Here is an 18,248-nt window from a genome sequence, read left to right on the forward strand (position 1 = left end):
ACGGGACAAAAAAAAGAAAGGCCGCCATTTGGCGACCTCTCCTATTCCCTAAAACATCCAAAAAATTATTGTTGAAATTCTACTACCACCTTCCGATTTAAGAATTCATTATTTTTCAAATCCTTTACCTCATCGGCTAGTTGAACAGTAATTGACTCTTCGCTCATCTGAAGCCCTTGAACCAAAAATTGCTTTACCGCTTCGGCTCTACGCATCTTTAGCTTTTCATTATAAGAGCTATCACCCGTGTTATCCGCGTATCCGGTTACCTTAATAGCTCCCGTTACTTCAGCCATTGTTTTTGCCAATTCACGCTTTGCATCCTCACTCAATATTGCTGAGTCAAAGGCAAAAAACACAAACTCTCTCTGGGTCTTTGGTGCTTCTACCTTCTGCTTTTGAGCTTTCAGTTCTGCTAAGTCAGCTTCTTGCTTAGCGATCAAAGCATTCATTTCCTCCATCTGAGATTTTGCGCCCGTCAATTCATTGGCTAAAGCACTATCCGCAGCAGTCGGTCTATTATCCACTTTAGCCGATTCTGGCTCACCAAAATATTCAGGGCTAAAGAAATTCACCCCGTACATTGGATTGTTCTCTTTTTTACCAAAAGTGTACGCTATACCCAAGCCCGTGCTCAGATAAGGATCGTTCCCTGTAGAATTATTATAACCATCAAAACCATCATTAAAGGCTAGATTATAAGCTACATCCAACTCTACTCTCCATGAAGAGTTGATTTCATATTGAAGACCAGCGCCTACTCGTCCTTCCCAATAATTGTCGTCAAAGTTTCCGTTTGGACTATCATCTAAAGTCAAGTATCTCTCAGAAGTAAAATTACCCATACCCATACCTAGTCGAGCATAATAATTCCATCGGCTGTCCATGTGTCTTTTATCAAGATTGCTCAGGTTAAAAAGTAAATCTGCGGTACCCTCATAAAAACTGTTCTCATAATACTCCACTTCATTTGCACCGGTAAGGCCTCCTGTTCTAAAACCTACTTGCACTCCCCAAAAAGGAGTGAATTGTTTTTCTACATAAAGGTCTACTCCAAGGTCAAATTTTGTGTTATCGCCATTTAGTCCTTTCATATCACGACTTGTCTCGGTGTCGTATTTATACGAAGGCAAGTCATACAAGTGAACCAAACGTGCTCCCACGCTCCAGGTTTTTAGTTCTGGCTGATTGTTTTGGCCGTAAGCCAACCCTGCATTAAGCAGGGTGGCAAAGGCTATATGTTTTATTGAAATTTTCATCTTTCTAATTATTTGTAAGGTCTTGGATTAATAGATAACTACTCTCTTCACAGCTACTTCGCCTCCCGAAGTAATTCTAAGCATATAGGTTGCATCAGGTAGATGCGATAGGTCAATGCTCAATTTTCCTTCGTAAGAAGTCTGCTCAGTAAGTTCATACACCATCTTACCTGCTGTGTTGAAGATTACCAAACTAAGCTCTTCCAGCTCGTTTCTATTGATGTCAATAGTTATTACGCCATTAGATGGATTCGGGTATAAATCAAGATCACCAAATAGGTTTTCTTCAATTCCAATTCCACCACCTGCCTGGCCTACTACCATTCCATGAGAGTAGTTTTCACAACCAGAGTTGTTGGTTACCATTACCTGGTAATTACCACCAAGGTTATAAGCATAGTTCTGATTGGTAGCTCCAGGAATAAGAACTCCATCGCGATACCACTGGTACGTGTTATAGTTTCCAGTGCTCAAGGTGGTAGATCCAATTCTAGAAACAACTGGCTTGATAGGTTGTGGCAACACAGTAACAGAAATACTACCGCTCACATCGCAACCCATTCCATCAGTAAACACATAACTAAGCTGGTGACGTCCGGCTCCTGCTGCTGCAGGATCAAACTGAGTACCCGCGGCAATGATGCCTTTACCACTCCAAACCATATTCTGTCCAAAGGATAATTCTACAGCTGGCATGTTTGCACAAATCTCAAGTAGACTTGGAAGATTAGGCATGCCCTGAGGTACAACAACCAAAGTAAAGCTTACCACAGTGTCATTACCATTGGCATCACTAATCTTAAATGTATTGACTGTAATTCCAGCCGGGAAAATACTTCCACTTGGCAACCCTGAAGTTTGTACCACACTTACGTTAGAACAATTATCAGTGGCAACTGGCATAGCGTAAGTATAAGTAGCTCCACAAGACCCTACTGTATCATTTGCAGGCATGCTGCTTATTATTGGGCTTTGCTTGTCTTCCACCGTTACCGTGAAGCTCGCTGTAGTTACATTATTAGCACCATCGGTAGCTGTAAATGTTACAGTTGTGGTTCCTATTGGGAATACACTTCCTGAAGCATGAGAGCTTGAAATAACAGCTCCACTACAGTTATCACTTACAGCAGGCATGGTGTAGCTTACCGTTGCATCACAACTTCCAGCATCAGCACTTACTGTAATATTTGCAGGAACACCGCTTACCACAGGTGCAACCTGATCGGTTACAGTAACTACAAAACTTACTGTTGTAGCGTTGTTATCACTATCAGTTGCTGTATAAGTCACAGTAGTATTTCCAACTGGGAATGTAGCACCCGGAAGGTGAGACTTAGTCCAGGTAACACCACCACAATTATCAATAGCTACTGGTTCTATCCAATTCACCACAGCATCACAGCTATTGGTATTTGGAATCACAGTATAGTTGGTTGGCACATTACTCACAGAAGGAGCTACAGTATCCACCACTACCACATTGAAGCTTTGGCTAATTGTATTGCTACTGGCATCTGTTACAGTAACATTTACAACCGTAGTTCCTAGCTGGAACAAAGCACCATTTGCTTTTGAAGTTGTAACCATAGAAACTCCACAGTTATCCGAACCAATAATTGCAGGCCACTGCACATTTGCTGCACACTGATTAGCCGGAGCATAAGCAGTAATAGTTGCCGGCAAATTGGTAATGGCCGGATCAATAGTATCCAACACCGTTACAAAGGCACTCTTTGTTCCTGTGTTGTTACTAGCATCAGTAGCACTTAGTATCACCAAGTTTTGACCAAGATCTGCACAGTCAAATGTGCTTATATCAAGACTGTAGGTAGTAATTCCACAATTGTCCGTACTTCCATTATTCACATCACTAGGAGTGATAGCTGCATTTCCGGTAGCACCAAGGTAGATAGTGATATTTTGTGTAGCCATAATTGGCGTCACATTATCTACTACTGTTACTGTAGCCGTTTTCACACTTACGTTAGAATTATTATCCGTTACCGTAAGTGTTACGGTGTTAGCACCAAGTTCGGTACAAGTAAAACCGGTTACATCCAAGCTCATACTTTGAATTCCACAAGCATCGCTACTTCCATTATCAATATCTGAAGCAGCAATTGTGGCTGAACCTGTAGCATCGAGAGATACCGTAATATTCTGTGTAACTACCGTAGGGTTGATAGTATCCATTACTGTAACTGTAACTGCAGCAGCGGTGCTATTTGCACTTGCATCTACCGCAGTAAATGTTACCGTATTTGCTCCCACATCTGAACAATCAAATGCAGTTTTGCTCAAACTCAGCGATTGAATCGCACAATTGTCTGTGCTGCCATTATTGATATCAGCAGTAGTAATGCTGGCTGCACCATTGGCATCAAGATAAACCATGTGGTTTTGTGCATAAACTAATGGACTAATAGTATCTATTACTGTAACCGTTGCAGATACCGAAGCGCTGTTTAAACTTCCATCTACACCTGTAAGTGTTACTGTATTTACACCAAGGTCTGAGCAATCAAATGTAGTCTTATCCAAGCTCAAATTTTGAATAGCGCAGTTGTCAAAACTTCCGTTGTTTACATCTGAAACAGTGATAGAAGCAGCACCATTAGCATCAAGATATACACTGATGTCTTGTGTGATTACGGTAGGGTCCGTATTGTCTTCTACAGATACAGTTGCTTTAGCTGTTTTAGAATTTCCGTTGTTATCCAAAACAGTTAATGTAACCGTATTAGCTCCAAGATCGGTGCAATCAAAATTGGTAATATCTAAGCTAGAAAAGTGCACCCCGCAGTTATCAGAACTTCCATTATCAATATCTGAGACAGCAATTGTGGCTGAACCTGTAGCATCGAGAGATACCGTAATATTCTGTGTAACTACCGTAGGGTTGATAGTATCCATTACTGTAACTGTAACTGCAGCAGTGGTGCTATTTGCACTTGCATCTACCGCAGTAAATGTTACCGTATTTGCTCCCACATCTGAACAATCAAATGCAGTTTTGCTCAAACTCAGCGATTGAATCGCACAATTGTCTGTGCTACCATTATTGATATCAGCAGTAGTAATGCTGGCTGCACCGTTGGCATCAAGATAAACCGTGATGTTTTGTGCACTTACCATTGGGCTTATAGTATCCACCACAGTGACTACCGCATTGGCCAAAGCTACATTTCCACTCTGGTCTTTTGCATAAAGCTTCACGATATTCTGACCCATATCAGCACAGCTAAAATTGTCTTTATCCAACCAAAGGCTATCCACGGTACAATTATCAGTGGTTCCATTATTTACATCTGTTGGCAGTACCGATACATTTCCGCTACCATCAAGGTAAGCTGTGATATTTTGAGTAACCACCACTGGTGCTTGGTAATCTTTTACTATAACGATTGCCGTACCTGCGGTGCTGTTATTTTTATTATCATGAGCGGTCACGGTAACTGTATTGGAACCGAGGTTGCTACAATTGAATTTAGTTTTGCTAACTGTAAAGAATAATAGGTTAGAACAGTTATCAGTACTAGCACTATCTAATTGAGAAGGTGCGATGGTCGCATTTCCAAATTGATCAAGTGAAACAGTAATTGACTTGTAAAGATGTAGCTCTGGACTAATGGTATCTTTGATTGTAATCCACGCATCTTTAGAATCTTTATTTCCACTAGCATCAGTAACGGTAAATGTTTTCAGGTTAAGACCGGTTTCAGTACAATCAAATGTTGTTTGTGATAAACTCAAAGTGTAGGTACAGTTGTCAGAACTTCCATTATCTACATCAGTAGCGGTAACGGTAGCCACACCCGAAGCATCGAGGTAGGCAGTAATACTCTGCACTTTTGCTTCCGGACTGATAGTATCTAAAACAGTTACTGTAGCCGAAGCAGAATCCACATTACCATTTACATCAATAACTGAAAGGTACACGGTATTGGCTCCTGCATTTGAACAACCAAAACTAGTTTCGCTAAGACTGAAGCTTGCCACCCCACAGGCATCTGTAGATCCATTTTCAATATCAGCTGTGGTAATAGTAGCATTTCCACTTGCATTAAGATATACAGTGTGATTTTGAGTTACAACTGTTGGTCGGACCGTATCGAAAACCTCAGAATGAAAAGTCAATGATGATGAATTTCCATTGATATCTTTAGCATGAACGGTAATAGGCAAGTAACCAACATGAGTACAGGTAATTGTATCAATGTCATAATATGCCGTGTCAATACCACAGCTATCCGACACCATACCGTTGGATACAAATGCATTAGTCGGCACCATAACTGGCATATTGCCTGATGCATCCAAGTGGATTTCTACAGTATCAGCGGGAGTTATTGGCAACTGAATAGTTGGTGCAACTGTATCTACCACAGTTACTATTGCTGTAGTGCTGATTGAATTATTGTTTACATCCTTAGCGGTGAATGTGATCGTATTTGCACCTACATTGCCACAATCAAAATCATATTTAGATAGTATAATAGTGTCCAATCCACATGCATCTGCAGTACCATTGTCAATAAAAGTGGCATTGATGCTGGCGCTTCCCGAAGCATTAAGGTAGGTAGTAACATTTTTTACTAGGATTGATGGCTTCACCGTATCAAGCGTGGTAACCGACAAAGTTCTCACTCTGGTGTTACCCGTCTCGTCAGTAGCAGTAAGATTTACAGTTTGCTGACCTAGGTTAGTGCATGTGAAAGCGTATTGACTAGCAATAACAGTATCCAAACAAGCGTCAGTAGCAAAGCTAAGAAGTATGTTTGTATCCAAATAGGCATTGCCATTCACATCTAAATATACCTGCTGCGCTACTGGCTGTATTACCGGGCTTATAGTATCTACTACAGTAATCTGTACTGAATCTATACTTTGATTGCCATGTATATCATATCCGATAACAGATATCTTATGAATTCCCACATCATCACAACTAAATGTACTTCTTCCCAGAGAAACTGAATCAACACCACAATTATCGCTACTAGATACCACTACATCAGCTAAAACTAATGCTCCGTTTCCACTTGCATCCAGAGTAACAGTTGCTGGCCGCGTAGAGATTGTGGGGGCTTCATTGTCAACCACTATAATTTTCTGAGTGTAAATCTCCTGCTTGCCAGTGGTATAACTATATACATACCATGTTAAAGTTGTTGTACCTACTGGATAAGTTCCACTTGCATTGGTGTTATAGGTTCGATCATTATAAATTGAAAAGCTTCCACAATTATTAGTGGTTGAAATTGTAGGAAGAGTCACGTAGGCGTTACATTGACCATTAGTTCCTACCTGCACGCTTACATCTGAAAAATTGAAAGAGGTATCAGCTACCGACACAGTAAAGCTTGCTGTAGTATCATTGCCTTCGGCATCACTAACTTTAAAACTATAAACTGTATTTCCAAAATTTAAGGTAGATCCGCTTGAAGGGCCTGCCGTTTGTGAAACTGTAGCTGTTCCGGTACATCCATCTACACCTTGAGGCATAGTGAAATTGTATACCGCCTGACAGTTAGCATCTCCATAAATAGTAGTATCGGAGGGAAAATTTAAAAACCGAGGTGGCTTTGCATCTTTAAAACTTACCATGAAAGTGGTGTGGGAACTTCTACCGGTAGTATTATCGGTAACAGTAATACCCACAGTATCCCCAGTTTTGGGCAAACTCCAATTAGGCACCGGAGTAGTTCCCTCTGTCCACGTCTGTCCCATATAATTCAAAACCGTAGTGGGATTAGGGTCGCATAACGCTGTTATAGTATAGTAGCTGGAAAGATCGCTAGCAGCGATAGAGTATGAAGTTTGATATGGTGGACAAGTGTGTATTGCTACATCCGGAGCATTTATGCCTGGCACATTTACACCAGTAATGGTTTGTGGATAAAGGCTTGCACATCCCTCTTCCGTTGTAGCTGCTGTTCCTGCTATGATTTCAAAATCAACCACATTATTCCCACAAGCAGTTAAATTAAAATCCCAGTATACCCAGTTGTTCTCAGTATTTGCGCTCCCACATGCACCTGGCAAAAATACAATATCACCATTGGCCTGTTGTAGCCCTACGGTATCTACACCATTGGAATAGCCAGTAGCGTAGGTAGTTGTTAGAGCTCCTGGTGTTCCATTTTGTATAAGACGATACTGCAATGGATAACTTGATACGGAAGTAGCATGTCCATGCCAATGTTCAATCCAAACGCGGGTATTGTTACCATTTGGAAAATTACCTATCTGATAACCTACTAAAACACCATGGCCGAAAGCCACAGAACCCAGCAGGAGTAAGAGAAGAGTAAATAATTTTGATGGCTGGCCAATTTTGAGCAATGAATGGCACCATTGCAAAAAAACAGAGCCTGGAGTAGAGCAATGCTTCATGATATATTTAATTAATTGATTACTTATTTTAAGATCGGATAGACATAGAAATCCCATCTTTCCTCTTAGAGGAAAGTTTAAAACCAGGTAGCTATTTCAACTATTAGCTAAGGTTTTGTCTCAGTTTGTAAAAAGTGGATTTGGAGTCTACGATTGATTTAATTTGGAGTTTGAGTATTAAAGTTTCATTGACGAATATTTCCACATTATGTAGAAATACTCCGCTAAAGTAATTTTTTAGTTCACTAAAAATCACCTAACTCACTAAAAAACAAAACGTTGTAAAGTATATTTTCAATAAAAAAAATACTCAAGCTTTTAATAATCACTATTTTGTGATAAATCATTTTTTGAAAAAAAAATTCACTTTTTTTTCTCATCTATTTTAAAAATGTTCACTTCAAAAAGAAATATCATCCCACATTTTATAATTCCATAGATAATGCAGGAGTTGATTTGAATTAACGTAGTTCAAATCATTTACAAAAAATAGTGCTTTTTGGAGTCTTTGATAGGAAGGGCCTCATGCATTTGCAACTATATCATTTCTTAGTTTTGATGTCCATTCTAAAAGCTTGACTTTTGCTGATGTTTATAAAGGCAATTTATATCAGTCACCCACAGTTAGCTTAAGATTTGTTCAGACACTGATACTCCATTCTTTTCATAATACCCAAACTTTTCGCGCGAGGTGGCAAAAGGAAAATCCAAAACTGTTTTGAAACTACAACGAGCTCTTGCGCAACTAATGAATAATACATTATATTTGCCGCCCGATTTCAAAAGAAACGGGACTAAATAGGGCCCTTAGCTCAGTTGGTTAGAGTAGATGACTCATAATCATTTGGTCCGGGGTTCGAGCCCCCGAGGGCCCACTATAAAACCCTTGCGCCTAGCGTGAGGGTTTTTTTGTGCCCGAGGGTGCAGAAGTTTATCCCGGTGAAGCGATAGCGGATATCGGGAAGCCCCCAAGGCCTCACAAATGAAACCTCCTGTAAAAGCGTGGAGGTTTTTATACCTATTTGAAGCTTCCGTAGATAAGAAAACCTCTGCTGGTTCCACAGGTTGCGTCACCCATCTACAAATTCCTATGCCTCAAAATACTAATCACCAACCACAACCCAAGCAGCCCCGAAATCACAAAACCTATAAATCCAATGATGGGAACATTATCAAAAACATAAGGGGGAATATTGGCCAGCACAATAAGGGATGAGCCAATAATAAGGGCTGCTACCAATATGGATACAGAAATACGGTTACTTACTATATCAAAGGTTTTGTAGAGATCTCCCAGGTTTTGGTGCTTAAACTCCATCTGGAATTTCCCCTCGCGCATTTTCTTAACAATAGACTTAGCATCAGAAGGCAGCTCTTTTAAAAATATGGAACCTTCCTCCAGTATATCAAAAGCCCTGCTGCCCATTCGTTTGGGGTGGTATCGTTTTATCATTAGCTCCTTGGCATAATGACGCAGGTTTCCAAACACATTATAATCCGGCTCAAGCTGCTTGGTAACGCCTTCCAAAACTGCCATAGAGCGCATTAATAAATAATAATTCCGCGAAAGCTCGATAGTGTTGTCTGTGAGTATATTTCTAAATCGCTGAATGCGGTCACTAAGTGGAAAGTCATCCAGTGACACAGTCTCAAATACTTCGAGCATTTCATAAAGATCGCGCTCAAAAGCCCGCTCATTGGGAATGGAGCTGCTGATAGCCATTCGCTGTAAAACGCCCGATACTCTGCTTATATTTTTACGGGACATGTGTATCATAAGCTCAGCAAGGTCATCTTGCTCTTCCGGCAAAAAAGATCCCATTATTCCAAAATCCAAAAAGCACACACGTCCATCATCCAAAATAAATACATTGCCCGGATGTGGATCGGCATGAAAAAAGCCATGCTCAAATATTTGCTTAAAATAAAGGTCAGTGCCTAATGCAGCCAGCTTATCAAACTTTTCGGTATGCTTGTCGCGAAGTTCTTTTAAATCGGATATCTTGGTTCCCGATACCTCTTCCATACAAATGAGCTTGTAGGTACACATTTGCTGATACACTCGCGGAACGTAAATGCGATCATCCTTTTTAAAGTTCTCTCGAAAACGATTGATATTAATAGCTTCCCGCTTAAAGTTGAGCTCTTCCATTATGGCAGACTCAAAAGAGTCTATCAACCGGAAAGGCTGGTAATTTTCAAGCTCCTTAAAGTTTTTTAGCAACAGCCCGGCTACATCACGAATTATCATGAAGTCATCTTTGATGGTAGCTTTTATTCCCGGCCTTTGAATTTTGAGAACCACTTTCTCTCCAGAGTATAACTCAGCTCTATGAACCTGAGCTATGGATGCTGACGCCAAAGCCTCAGAATCTATCGACCGGAAAAGCTTCTTCCGATTGCTCCCGAGCTCTTCATCAATCACCTTTTCCACCTCAGCAAATGAAACTGGCTCCACCTCGTCCTGTAGATGCTCCAGCTCCTTTATCCATTCTTCGGGCAATATATCGCGCCTATTGCTGAGCAGCTGACCCAACTTTACATAAGTAGGCCCTAGCTCCTGCAGCAGTAAGCGTATGCGCTCAGCTCTGGAACCTCCATGCTTTCCATTGCCATGCTTTGAAGCTTTGGTACGCTTAAAAAAATTGCGCAACGAGCGCTCAGCCACCAGATCTGCAAAACCATACTTGGCGAAGGTTTGTATTACCTGGCGATAACGGGAAATTCTACTCATTTTATCAGAGGCTCACTTCCCGAATTTTTACTTTCCAGCACAGTCACCCTTTTCTGTAATTCTTCTACCTGCTTTTGCAGTTGCTCAAGGTCTTTCCTGCGGGCAATGTCCATTTTGTTCAATGCTTTTTCCATCCATTGCTGCAGCTCACTTTCTACAGCTTCTTTTGAACTTGCTGAGTCTTTCCTAAAATCTTTCGCGATCTTTTCGCCTTCTTCTCGCGATAAGCGACCGCGATCGATAAGGTCATCCACCACTTCATCCATTTTAGATTTAGCCAATGATAATGCGCCAAGGCCCGTGTATACTATTTTCTTGAATGTATCTTCCATTGTATTTTGTTTTAAAATTGAAGTAGAAAGACTAACGCCTTTTTACCTGTTAAGGTTTACCCCATAAATGATTTAACAATAGATTAAGAATTGAGGCTATAACACTAGCCAACTCCGACTTCCGGATAGAATAATATTCTTTATCAAAAAACTCAAAATGCCGCCTCAGATAACCGAAGCGGCATTTTATCTAGGATTAGATGACCTATTTCAAATTCATCTAATGACTATGCTCCAGCTCGCTCTTCTGCATTTCGCCCACCAGATAGTAAGCTCCGTTTTGCACAAACTTTGCATCTGCCGGTACTTTCTCATAAAACTCGATAGCTACCCAGCCATTGGCAGCAGCTCCTTTTTTTACTCTCATAGGCTTGTAAGACTGCTCACCATCATGTGAATCCACCTCCATAAATACCACCTCTTCTTCATTCATTTGTGCAATGGCAGCTTCTGGCAAAGCCTGCACCGAAGCACTATCGGTAAGTATATGTCCTTGTATATACATGCCGGGAATTAGCTTACCACTTTTGTTTACAATATCAGCATGCACATGCACCGCTTTGGGATCCTCTTCAAAAACCTTCCCAACCGAGAAAATCTCTGCACTTAGCACCTTTCCGGGAATGGTTTTCACTTCAAATTCTACCATTTGCCCTTTTTCAACCTTGTACACATCTTTCTCAAATACCATAAGATCGGCATGGATATGATGGGTATTTACAATTTCAAAAAGGTCCTTTTCGGCAGATACATATTGTCCCGTTTTTATTTCCACAGCAGTGATAGAACCCTCGATGGGTGCCACTACGGGTATTCGATCATAAAATTTCCCTTCCTGAATTTGCTTTGGGTTTAAGCCCAACTGACGCAGCTGTGATTCATGTGAAGCCACTTTACCTTGAGTACTCAGGTAATCAGCTTTTACCTGCTCAAACCCTTTGCCGCTGGCTACCTCTTCCTTGTAGAGCTTCTCTTGGCGCTCATAGTTTTTCTTCAAATATTCAAGTTGAGAATAGGCGTCCAAATACTCGCTCTGAAACTGTGTGATATTGGGATGACTTAGATAGGCCAACACTTGCCCTTTTCGCACATCATCGCCCTCTATCACTTCTATACTTTGGATGTTTGCACCAAAAATAGCCGTCACCGTGGCTTCATTTTGAGGTGGCACCTTTAAGCTGCCGCTTACCCGAACGCCACCACCGAGAACCTTTTGCTGTACTGGCCCTATTTTTAAATTCAGCACTTTGGCTTGCTCAGAGTTTAATCGTACTATTCCTTGATTATCATGTTCATGCCCATGTTCCTCATGAGCGTGTCCATCGCGAACACCTTCCTCACCAGTATTTTCGCCAGCCTGTTTACACGAAACCACCGCCAGACCCATCATCAGGGCTAGCAGTATTATTTTATAATTAATTGAAATTTTCATTCTTAAAAATCTTTATTAGTTCTTGCTATTCAACAAATACTCAAGCTTAAATCGCGCCTGTAAATAATTCTGCAAAGCCTCCTGTGCCTGCAATTCCAGCAGCGTTGACTCTTTTATGTTTTGAATAAAACCTACATAATCCACAGCCCCTTCTTCAAAAGCCAGAAGCGCGGCCTCGCGCTGTTCTTTGGTTAATGGCAACACTTCCTTTTGATAAAACTCGTAAGTGCGCAGCCATTTTTCATACTCATTTATAGAAGCATTGAGGTTTACCTGCAATTCCATTCTTGCCTGATCTCGTTGCTCCTCCGCTACATATTGCCCCACCTTAGCCGCTTGTGCTCGGCCCATTTCTCCATTAAAAATGAGAGGGATAGAAATACCAAATTGGTAGGTATAAAAATCTTCAGACATACCTATTGCCTGCAAACCATATTGCACATTTAGCTTTGGTAGAAAATTAGCTCCTGCCATTTTTCGCTCGGCTTCTGCTAGTTCTACTTGCTTCTCTGCCATTTGAAAAAGTGGGTGTGCATCAATCGTTTGCTCCATATCATTTACGGCAAGCTCAGTCTTTGCCCAGGCTGTATTTTCATCGGGCACAAACAAGGTGTCGCTCACCATCCAAAGGTTAAATCGCTGCAAAGCTGAATTATAATCATACTCAGCCTTCACGGCTTGCACACTCATCTGCCTCACTTGGTTTACACCTGCCACATAAGCTAGTCTGGAAATTTCCTCTACCTCGTATTGCAAGCTTACTGCGCGATCAAACTCTTCATAAATAGAATCCAAACTTGCGTAAAGCTCTAATTTACGCTGCGCCACTATCATGTTTCCATAAGCCATTTTTACCTGCTGCACGAGTTGCTGTTTGGTCAAATTCAGGGCGGCTTCCGCTAAAGCTACCTGCCGCTTTTGAGATTTGGTTTTTGAAAAACTTCCAAACACGTCAATGTTTTGCTGCTGAATACCTATCATAGTATACACCCCATCGGTTTGCCCTCTTTCTATTTCTTCACCTCCAGTGTATAGTTGAGTACTACCCAGATCTACTCCTGTTTTTACCAATTTCTGCTGCTGCTCCACTTGATACTGCGAAGCCTGAATTGATGGATATTTTTCCAAGGCTCTGTTTATCGCCCACTCCATACTTACCGGTACTGGCTGCTCCTGAGCAAAACCAGGAATTGAAATTCCCACCAATAGAAGAATACTTGCCAATGCTGGAGAAACTTTGAAACCATTTTCGCGGCTCTCCACATACCTGTATAAAATAGGAAGGATAAACAGCGTAAGAAGTGTAGATGTGATGAGTCCACCGATCACAACAGTCGCTAAGGGTTGCTGAACTTCCGCTCCGGCAGTGGTAGAAAGTGCCATGGGCAAAAAGCCCAACACATCTGTAAGGGCTGTGAGCATAATCGGGCGGATTCTTCTTTTTGCTCCCATGCGAATACGTTTGTCCAAATCCTGCTCTCCTTCTTCTTTCAGTTCATTCCAGCCACTGATGAGCACAAGGCCATTAAGCACGGCAACGCCAAAAAGAACAATGAAACCTACCCCAGCCGAAATACTAAAAGGCATATCTCTTAACATTAGTGAAAACACGCCACCAATGGCCGCGAGCGGAATTGACATATAAATCATAAGGCTTTGTTTTACAGATTTGAGTGCAAAAAAGATGAGGATGAAAATAAGTCCAAGAGCTATTGGCACCACTACTTTCAATCTTCCGGTAGCACGTTCCAAATTTTCAAAAGCACCACCAAAGCGAATGTAATATCCGGCTGGTAAGTCTAATTCAGCATCCAGCTTGTCGCGGATTTCTTCCACCAAACTCTTTACATCGCGGTCGCGCACATTCACGCCCACGTAGGTTCTTCGATTAGTGTTATCACGGCTTATTTGCATCGGGCCTGGCTCATAGCTTACCTCAGCCAATTCACTAAGCGGAATTTGCGAACCGCCAAGCGTGGTGATATACATATTTTGCAAATTGCCGATATTCTGGCGGTAATCTTCATGAAAACGCACCACCAAATCATATCGCTTCTCTCCTTCAAATATCACCCCTGCAGTACCTCCACCAAAAGCAGTTTCAATTACCTTGTTCACCTCGTTTACGTGCACACCATATTGCGCCAGCTTTGCACGATCATAGCGAACCGTCATTTGCGGCAAGCCACTTGTGGCCTCCACTTTCATATCTCCCACGCCTTGTATCGGTGCTATAAGCCTTCCTATTTCCGCTGCCTTGGCGGCTAAAATATCTAAGTCTTCGCCATACAATTTAATAGCAACATCTTCACGAACTCCCGTAAGAAGCTCATTAAAACGCATCTCGATAGGCTGTGTAAATTCATAATTTACTCCGGGCAAATTGTTAAGAGCCGTTTTCATTTTCTCTACCAGCTCATCTTTGCTTTCTGCAGAAGTCCACTCACCAACGGGCTTTAGGGTAACTATTACATCAACCACATCCATAGGCATGGGATCAGTAGGCACATCCGCCACACCAATCCTGCTCATCACATGATTTACCTCAGGGAAATTATCCAGCAAAATTTGCTCAGCTTTCGTTGTAGCATCAATGGTTTCAGACAAAGCACTTCCTGGTTGTAGGATAACGTGAAATGCAATATCACCTTCATCCAACTGTGGAATAAACTCACCACCCATTCGCGTGAAGCTAAATATGGCTATGCCAAATAATACCACCGCAATGCCTATCACCAACTTGGTGTGATGAATTACAGCATTCAATCCACGCTCGTATTTGTTTTCTAGCCAAGTGATGAATTTATCTCCCCAGCTTGCTTTATGCTTTGGGGAAACCTTGATGAACAAAGCCGAAATCATGGGAACATAGGTGAGGCAAAGTATCATTGCACCAATCATGGCAAACATAAAGGTGAGCGCCATGGGCTTAAACATTTTGCCTTCTACACCTTCTAAAAAGAGGATTGGTAAAAACACGATGAGGATAATCAACTGACCAAAAAAGGCCGAATTCATCATTTTGGAAGATGCCGAATAAGCTTCTTTGTCGCGCTCTTTTCGGTTCAACTTACCACCACTCATCACCCTTCGGGTAACCAAAAACACGGTGCCTTCCACTATAATCACTGCTCCGTCCACAATTATCCCAAAGTCGATGGCGCCAAGACTCATAAGGTTTGCCCATACATCAAAAGCATTCATAAGTATAAATGCAAACAGCAAAGACATGGGTATTGTAGACGCTACAATTAATCCTCCACGCCAGTTTCCCAAAAGGAATACCAGGACAAAAATTACGATGAGGGCTCCCTCCATTAAGTTGTTGGAAACCGTAGAAGTGGTTTCCTGTATCAACGTGCTCCTATCCAAAAAAGGATCGATGCTCACGCCTTCCGGCAATGATTCAGCAATTTGCGCAAAACGGTCTTTTACATCCTCTATTACATTATTAGAGTTTGCACCTTTCAGCATTAGTATCATGCCGCCTACGGCTTCGCCTTTGCCATCTTTGGTAAAAGCACCATAGCGCACCGCACGTCCTATTTGCACCGTGGCCAAATCCCCCACCTTAATAGGAATACCATTTTGGCTGCTCACCAAAATATTCTCAATATCCTCAACACTTCGCGCTAAGCCCTCACCACGAATAAAATTGGCTTGATGGTTTCGCTCAATATAAGCACCACCAGTGTTCTGATTATTTTGCTCCAGAGCCGTAAAAACATCTATTATGGAAACACCCATAGCCCGCAATTCATCGGGATCAACGGCAACTTCATACTGCTTAATATCACCACCAAAAGCATTTACCTCAACAACCCCTGGTACCATGGCCATTTGTCTTCGCACTATCCAATCCTGAATGCTACGCAGCTCCATCGTTGAATATTCATAACCCGAATCCACGGCCAGTGTATATTGGTAAATTTCACCAAGCCCGGTGGAAATCGGCCCCATAAAAGGTTCTCCAAACCCTGCCGGAATTTCATCCTTTACTTCCACAAGCTTTTCCGAAACCAGCTGCCGCGGAAGGTAAGTACCCATGTCATCATCAAACACCACGGTAACCACCGAAATTCCAAAACGAGAAATGGAACGAATTTCTTGAATGCCCGGCAAATTGGCCATGGCCACCTCCACCGGATAGGTTACAAATTGCTCAATATCTTCTGTGCCCAAATTGGGAGCCTGAGTTATTACCTGCACTTGATTATTGGTAATATCGGGCACCGCATCCAGCGGAACCTTGCTCACACTCCATATACCTGCTACAATAAGGGCAATTGTAAACAGGCCTATTACTAGCTTATTCTCAATGGAAAAAGCTATGATTCTATTTATCATAGATTAAAAATTTAGTTCAACACTATGTGAAAATGCAGGACATACACCTGCTATATGTGAACTAAACTTGCGGAGGACGGAGTGGAGGATTGACAAACGAAGAGGTTTCTCTTCCGTTGTAGAAACTATTTAATACAGTTTGATGCTGTATTGATGAAAAGAAGAAGTGAGCTTCTTCATGATTTACATGTGTGTGGCAACAATTGCAAAAGCACAGAGGAGAACAGGTGTCTTCAGGATTGTGATGATGATCGCCACAAGGGCTACCAATATCGGCCAGCACTACAGCATGGTCATCTGCCTCATCATGTACCGATGGATTATCAGCACATGGCATAAATGCCAAAGCCAGAATATAAGCTGCCATTATGAATGCTAAAGCTCTCATTGTAAGCAAATGTAAAGTTTTTGACCAACCTTAAGAAGAGGACCTTGCAATTCAGGATTAATATAAATTATCACTAAGCAGGGCGTATCAGTACACTTGGATTACTCTGGCAAGCAGCTTTTAGCTGAACTAATCGATGTGCCAATTCTTCTGACACCAAGCCTCCCACATCAAGTTTTTCTAAATTTTTGAAACAACGACTGTCAATAAACAAAACCTCAGTTTTGCAGGTAGTGCACCAATCGCTAATGTGTTTTCTCTTTTCCAAAAGTTCTTCCAAGCCCACCATGGCGCCTCTATTGGAAAGCACACTTATCTTATCCGATACTTTTTCTACCACCTGCCCGGAAAGCACCCAATAAAATCCTTTGGAAAGGTCTCCCGCACGAAATAGAAATTCGTCCTTCTGTTCAAAAATAATATGGGAACTCTGTAAGGCCAGATTTTCCACCAAAGCTTCATCAACCATTGGTGGCAGCAGGTTTCGCAACGCTTCCTTTATATCTTCCAGACTCACAATTATTCAGCTAAGATTATAACGCCAAATTACAGGTGAGTTACAGTATGTAAAATGATTTTTGTCAGCCTACTCAAAAACTCCGGCAATCTGTCGCAGGGCTGGTCCATCTAAGAGCTTGATACGCTTTCCTTGGGTAGTAATATATTCCTGATCTTTCAATTCAGATATCAATCGAATGGCAGATTCGGTAGCCGTCCCTACCATGTTGGCAATTTCTTCGCGGGTGAGTTTCAGGTCTATATAGCCTTCTTCATCTTCGCCAAAAGTAGCTCTAAGAATGAGCAATACTTCCGCTAGTCTTTCTCTCACCGTTTTTTGCGCCAGGCTGGCAATCATTTTCCCGGCCTCACCGAGTTCATGGCAAGAAAGCTTAAGTACATTCAATGAAAACTTTGAATTTTCTTCTATTACCTGAAAGAAAGAAGATTTGGGAATATAGCAGGCATACGTGTCATCCATGGCCGAAATTGAAGCGCTAATGGGCTCGTCACTCAAAATACTTCTATACCCAATAAGGTCCCCATTCGTTGCAAAGCGGATAACCTGCTCTTTGCCTTCGGTACCCACTCGGTACACCTTGGCTTTTCCTTTGTGAATGCAATATACACCCTGAGGTCTGCTGCCCTCATTCATTATTACCTGACCTTTTTTAAAGGATACGCAGCTTTTAAGCGCACTGATTTTATCCAAGTCCTCCGCACCTAAATTATGAAAGGCGCTGTGACCTCTGTTTTTACAGAGCTGGCAATGTGATGGAGCCTCAAAATTTTCTTTAGGTGTTTTCATATATTGGAACAAAAATATGACTTAAGTCATTGGCACCCTAAGTTTTTGACCGCA

At 41.7% G+C, this 18,248-nt stretch carries 9 protein-coding genes and 1 tRNA gene; 1 reads left to right on the top strand and 9 read right to left on the bottom strand.

From position 1 onward, the window contains the following. Nucleotides 1-65 precede the first annotated feature (65 nt). Entirely contained in the window at nt 66-1,259 is a 1,194-nt protein-coding gene (locus OWEHO_RS10210; protein ID WP_014202394.1) for an OmpA family protein, read from the bottom strand. 27 nt (nt 1,260-1,286) lie between these two features. Continuing rightward, a complete protein-coding gene (locus OWEHO_RS10215; RefSeq protein WP_014202395.1) occupies nt 1,287-7,655 on the bottom strand; it encodes an HYR domain-containing protein in 6,369 nt (2,122 codons plus the stop codon). Nucleotides 7,656-8,456: 801 nt separating this feature from the next. Between OWEHO_RS10215 and OWEHO_RS10220 the strand changes: the two genes are divergently transcribed. Further along, nucleotides 8,457-8,530: transfer RNA gene (locus OWEHO_RS10220), tRNA-Ile, on the top strand. Between the two features lie 203 nt (nt 8,531-8,733). On the opposite strand, the gene OWEHO_RS10225 is transcribed toward OWEHO_RS10220, so the two are convergent. The 7 genes from OWEHO_RS10225 to OWEHO_RS10255 all read right to left on the bottom strand — a co-directional run bounded on the left by OWEHO_RS10225 (nt 8,734) and on the right by OWEHO_RS10255 (nt 18,194). Then, entirely contained in the window at nt 8,734-10,389 is a 1,656-nt protein-coding gene (locus OWEHO_RS10225) for an ABC1 kinase family protein (protein ID WP_014202396.1), read from the bottom strand. Beyond that, complete coding sequence (locus OWEHO_RS10230; RefSeq protein ID WP_014202397.1) at nt 10,386-10,721, bottom strand: phasin family protein; 336 nt, start codon at nt 10,719-10,721, stop codon at nt 10,386-10,388. Before OWEHO_RS10230 ends, OWEHO_RS10225 begins: the two co-directional genes overlap by 4 nt. A 220-nt stretch (nt 10,722-10,941) precedes the next feature. Then, nucleotides 10,942-12,153 carry an efflux RND transporter periplasmic adaptor subunit gene (locus tag OWEHO_RS10235; protein WP_014202398.1) on the bottom strand — a complete coding sequence of 404 codons (1,212 nt, stop codon included), beginning with the start codon at nt 12,151-12,153 and terminating at the stop codon, nt 10,942-10,944. Between the two features lie 15 nt (nt 12,154-12,168). After that, nucleotides 12,169-16,500, bottom strand: a complete 4,332-nt coding sequence (locus tag OWEHO_RS10240) for a CusA/CzcA family heavy metal efflux RND transporter (RefSeq protein ID WP_014202399.1) — start codon at nt 16,498-16,500, stop codon at nt 12,169-12,171. A gap of 61 nt (nt 16,501-16,561) precedes the next feature. Beyond that, the gene (locus tag OWEHO_RS10245; protein ID WP_014202400.1) at nt 16,562-16,888 is read right to left on the bottom strand and encodes a DUF6660 family protein; all 327 of its coding nucleotides are present in this window, start codon (nt 16,886-16,888) and stop codon (nt 16,562-16,564) included. Between the two features lie 73 nt (nt 16,889-16,961). Further along, nucleotides 16,962-17,405 carry a cyclic nucleotide-binding domain-containing protein gene (locus OWEHO_RS10250; protein WP_041627552.1) on the bottom strand — a complete coding sequence of 148 codons (444 nt, stop codon included), beginning with the start codon at nt 17,403-17,405 and terminating at the stop codon, nt 16,962-16,964. A 69-nt stretch (nt 17,406-17,474) separates the two neighbouring features. Next, complete coding sequence (locus OWEHO_RS10255) at nt 17,475-18,194, bottom strand: Crp/Fnr family transcriptional regulator (protein WP_014202402.1); 720 nt, start codon at nt 18,192-18,194, stop codon at nt 17,475-17,477. Between the last annotated feature and the right edge of the window lie 54 nt (nt 18,195-18,248).

This window comes from Owenweeksia hongkongensis DSM 17368, from assembly GCF_000236705.1.
In the GTDB taxonomy this organism is placed as follows: Bacteria; Bacteroidota; Bacteroidia; order Flavobacteriales; family Schleiferiaceae; genus Owenweeksia; species Owenweeksia hongkongensis.

Excerpts from the sequence above, each read along its gene's own strand:
- OWEHO_RS10210 (WP_014202394.1), bottom strand. The coding sequence starts at position 1,259 with ATGAAAATTTCAATAAAACATATAGCCTTTGCCACCCTGCTTAATGCA.
- OWEHO_RS10215 (WP_014202395.1), bottom strand. The coding sequence starts at position 7,655 with ATGAAGCATTGCTCTACTCCAGGCTCTGTTTTTTTGCAATGGTGCCAT.
- OWEHO_RS10225 (WP_014202396.1), bottom strand. The coding sequence starts at position 10,389 with ATGAGTAGAATTTCCCGTTATCGCCAGGTAATACAAACCTTCGCCAAG.
- OWEHO_RS10230 (WP_014202397.1), bottom strand. The coding sequence starts at position 10,721 with ATGGAAGATACATTCAAGAAAATAGTATACACGGGCCTTGGCGCATTA.
- OWEHO_RS10235 (WP_014202398.1), bottom strand. The coding sequence starts at position 12,153 with ATGAAAATTTCAATTAATTATAAAATAATACTGCTAGCCCTGATGATG.
- OWEHO_RS10240 (WP_014202399.1), bottom strand. The coding sequence starts at position 16,500 with ATGATAAATAGAATCATAGCTTTTTCCATTGAGAATAAGCTAGTAATA.
- OWEHO_RS10245 (WP_014202400.1), bottom strand. The coding sequence starts at position 16,888 with ATGAGAGCTTTAGCATTCATAATGGCAGCTTATATTCTGGCTTTGGCA.
- OWEHO_RS10255 (WP_014202402.1), bottom strand. The coding sequence starts at position 18,194 with ATGAAAACACCTAAAGAAAATTTTGAGGCTCCATCACATTGCCAGCTC.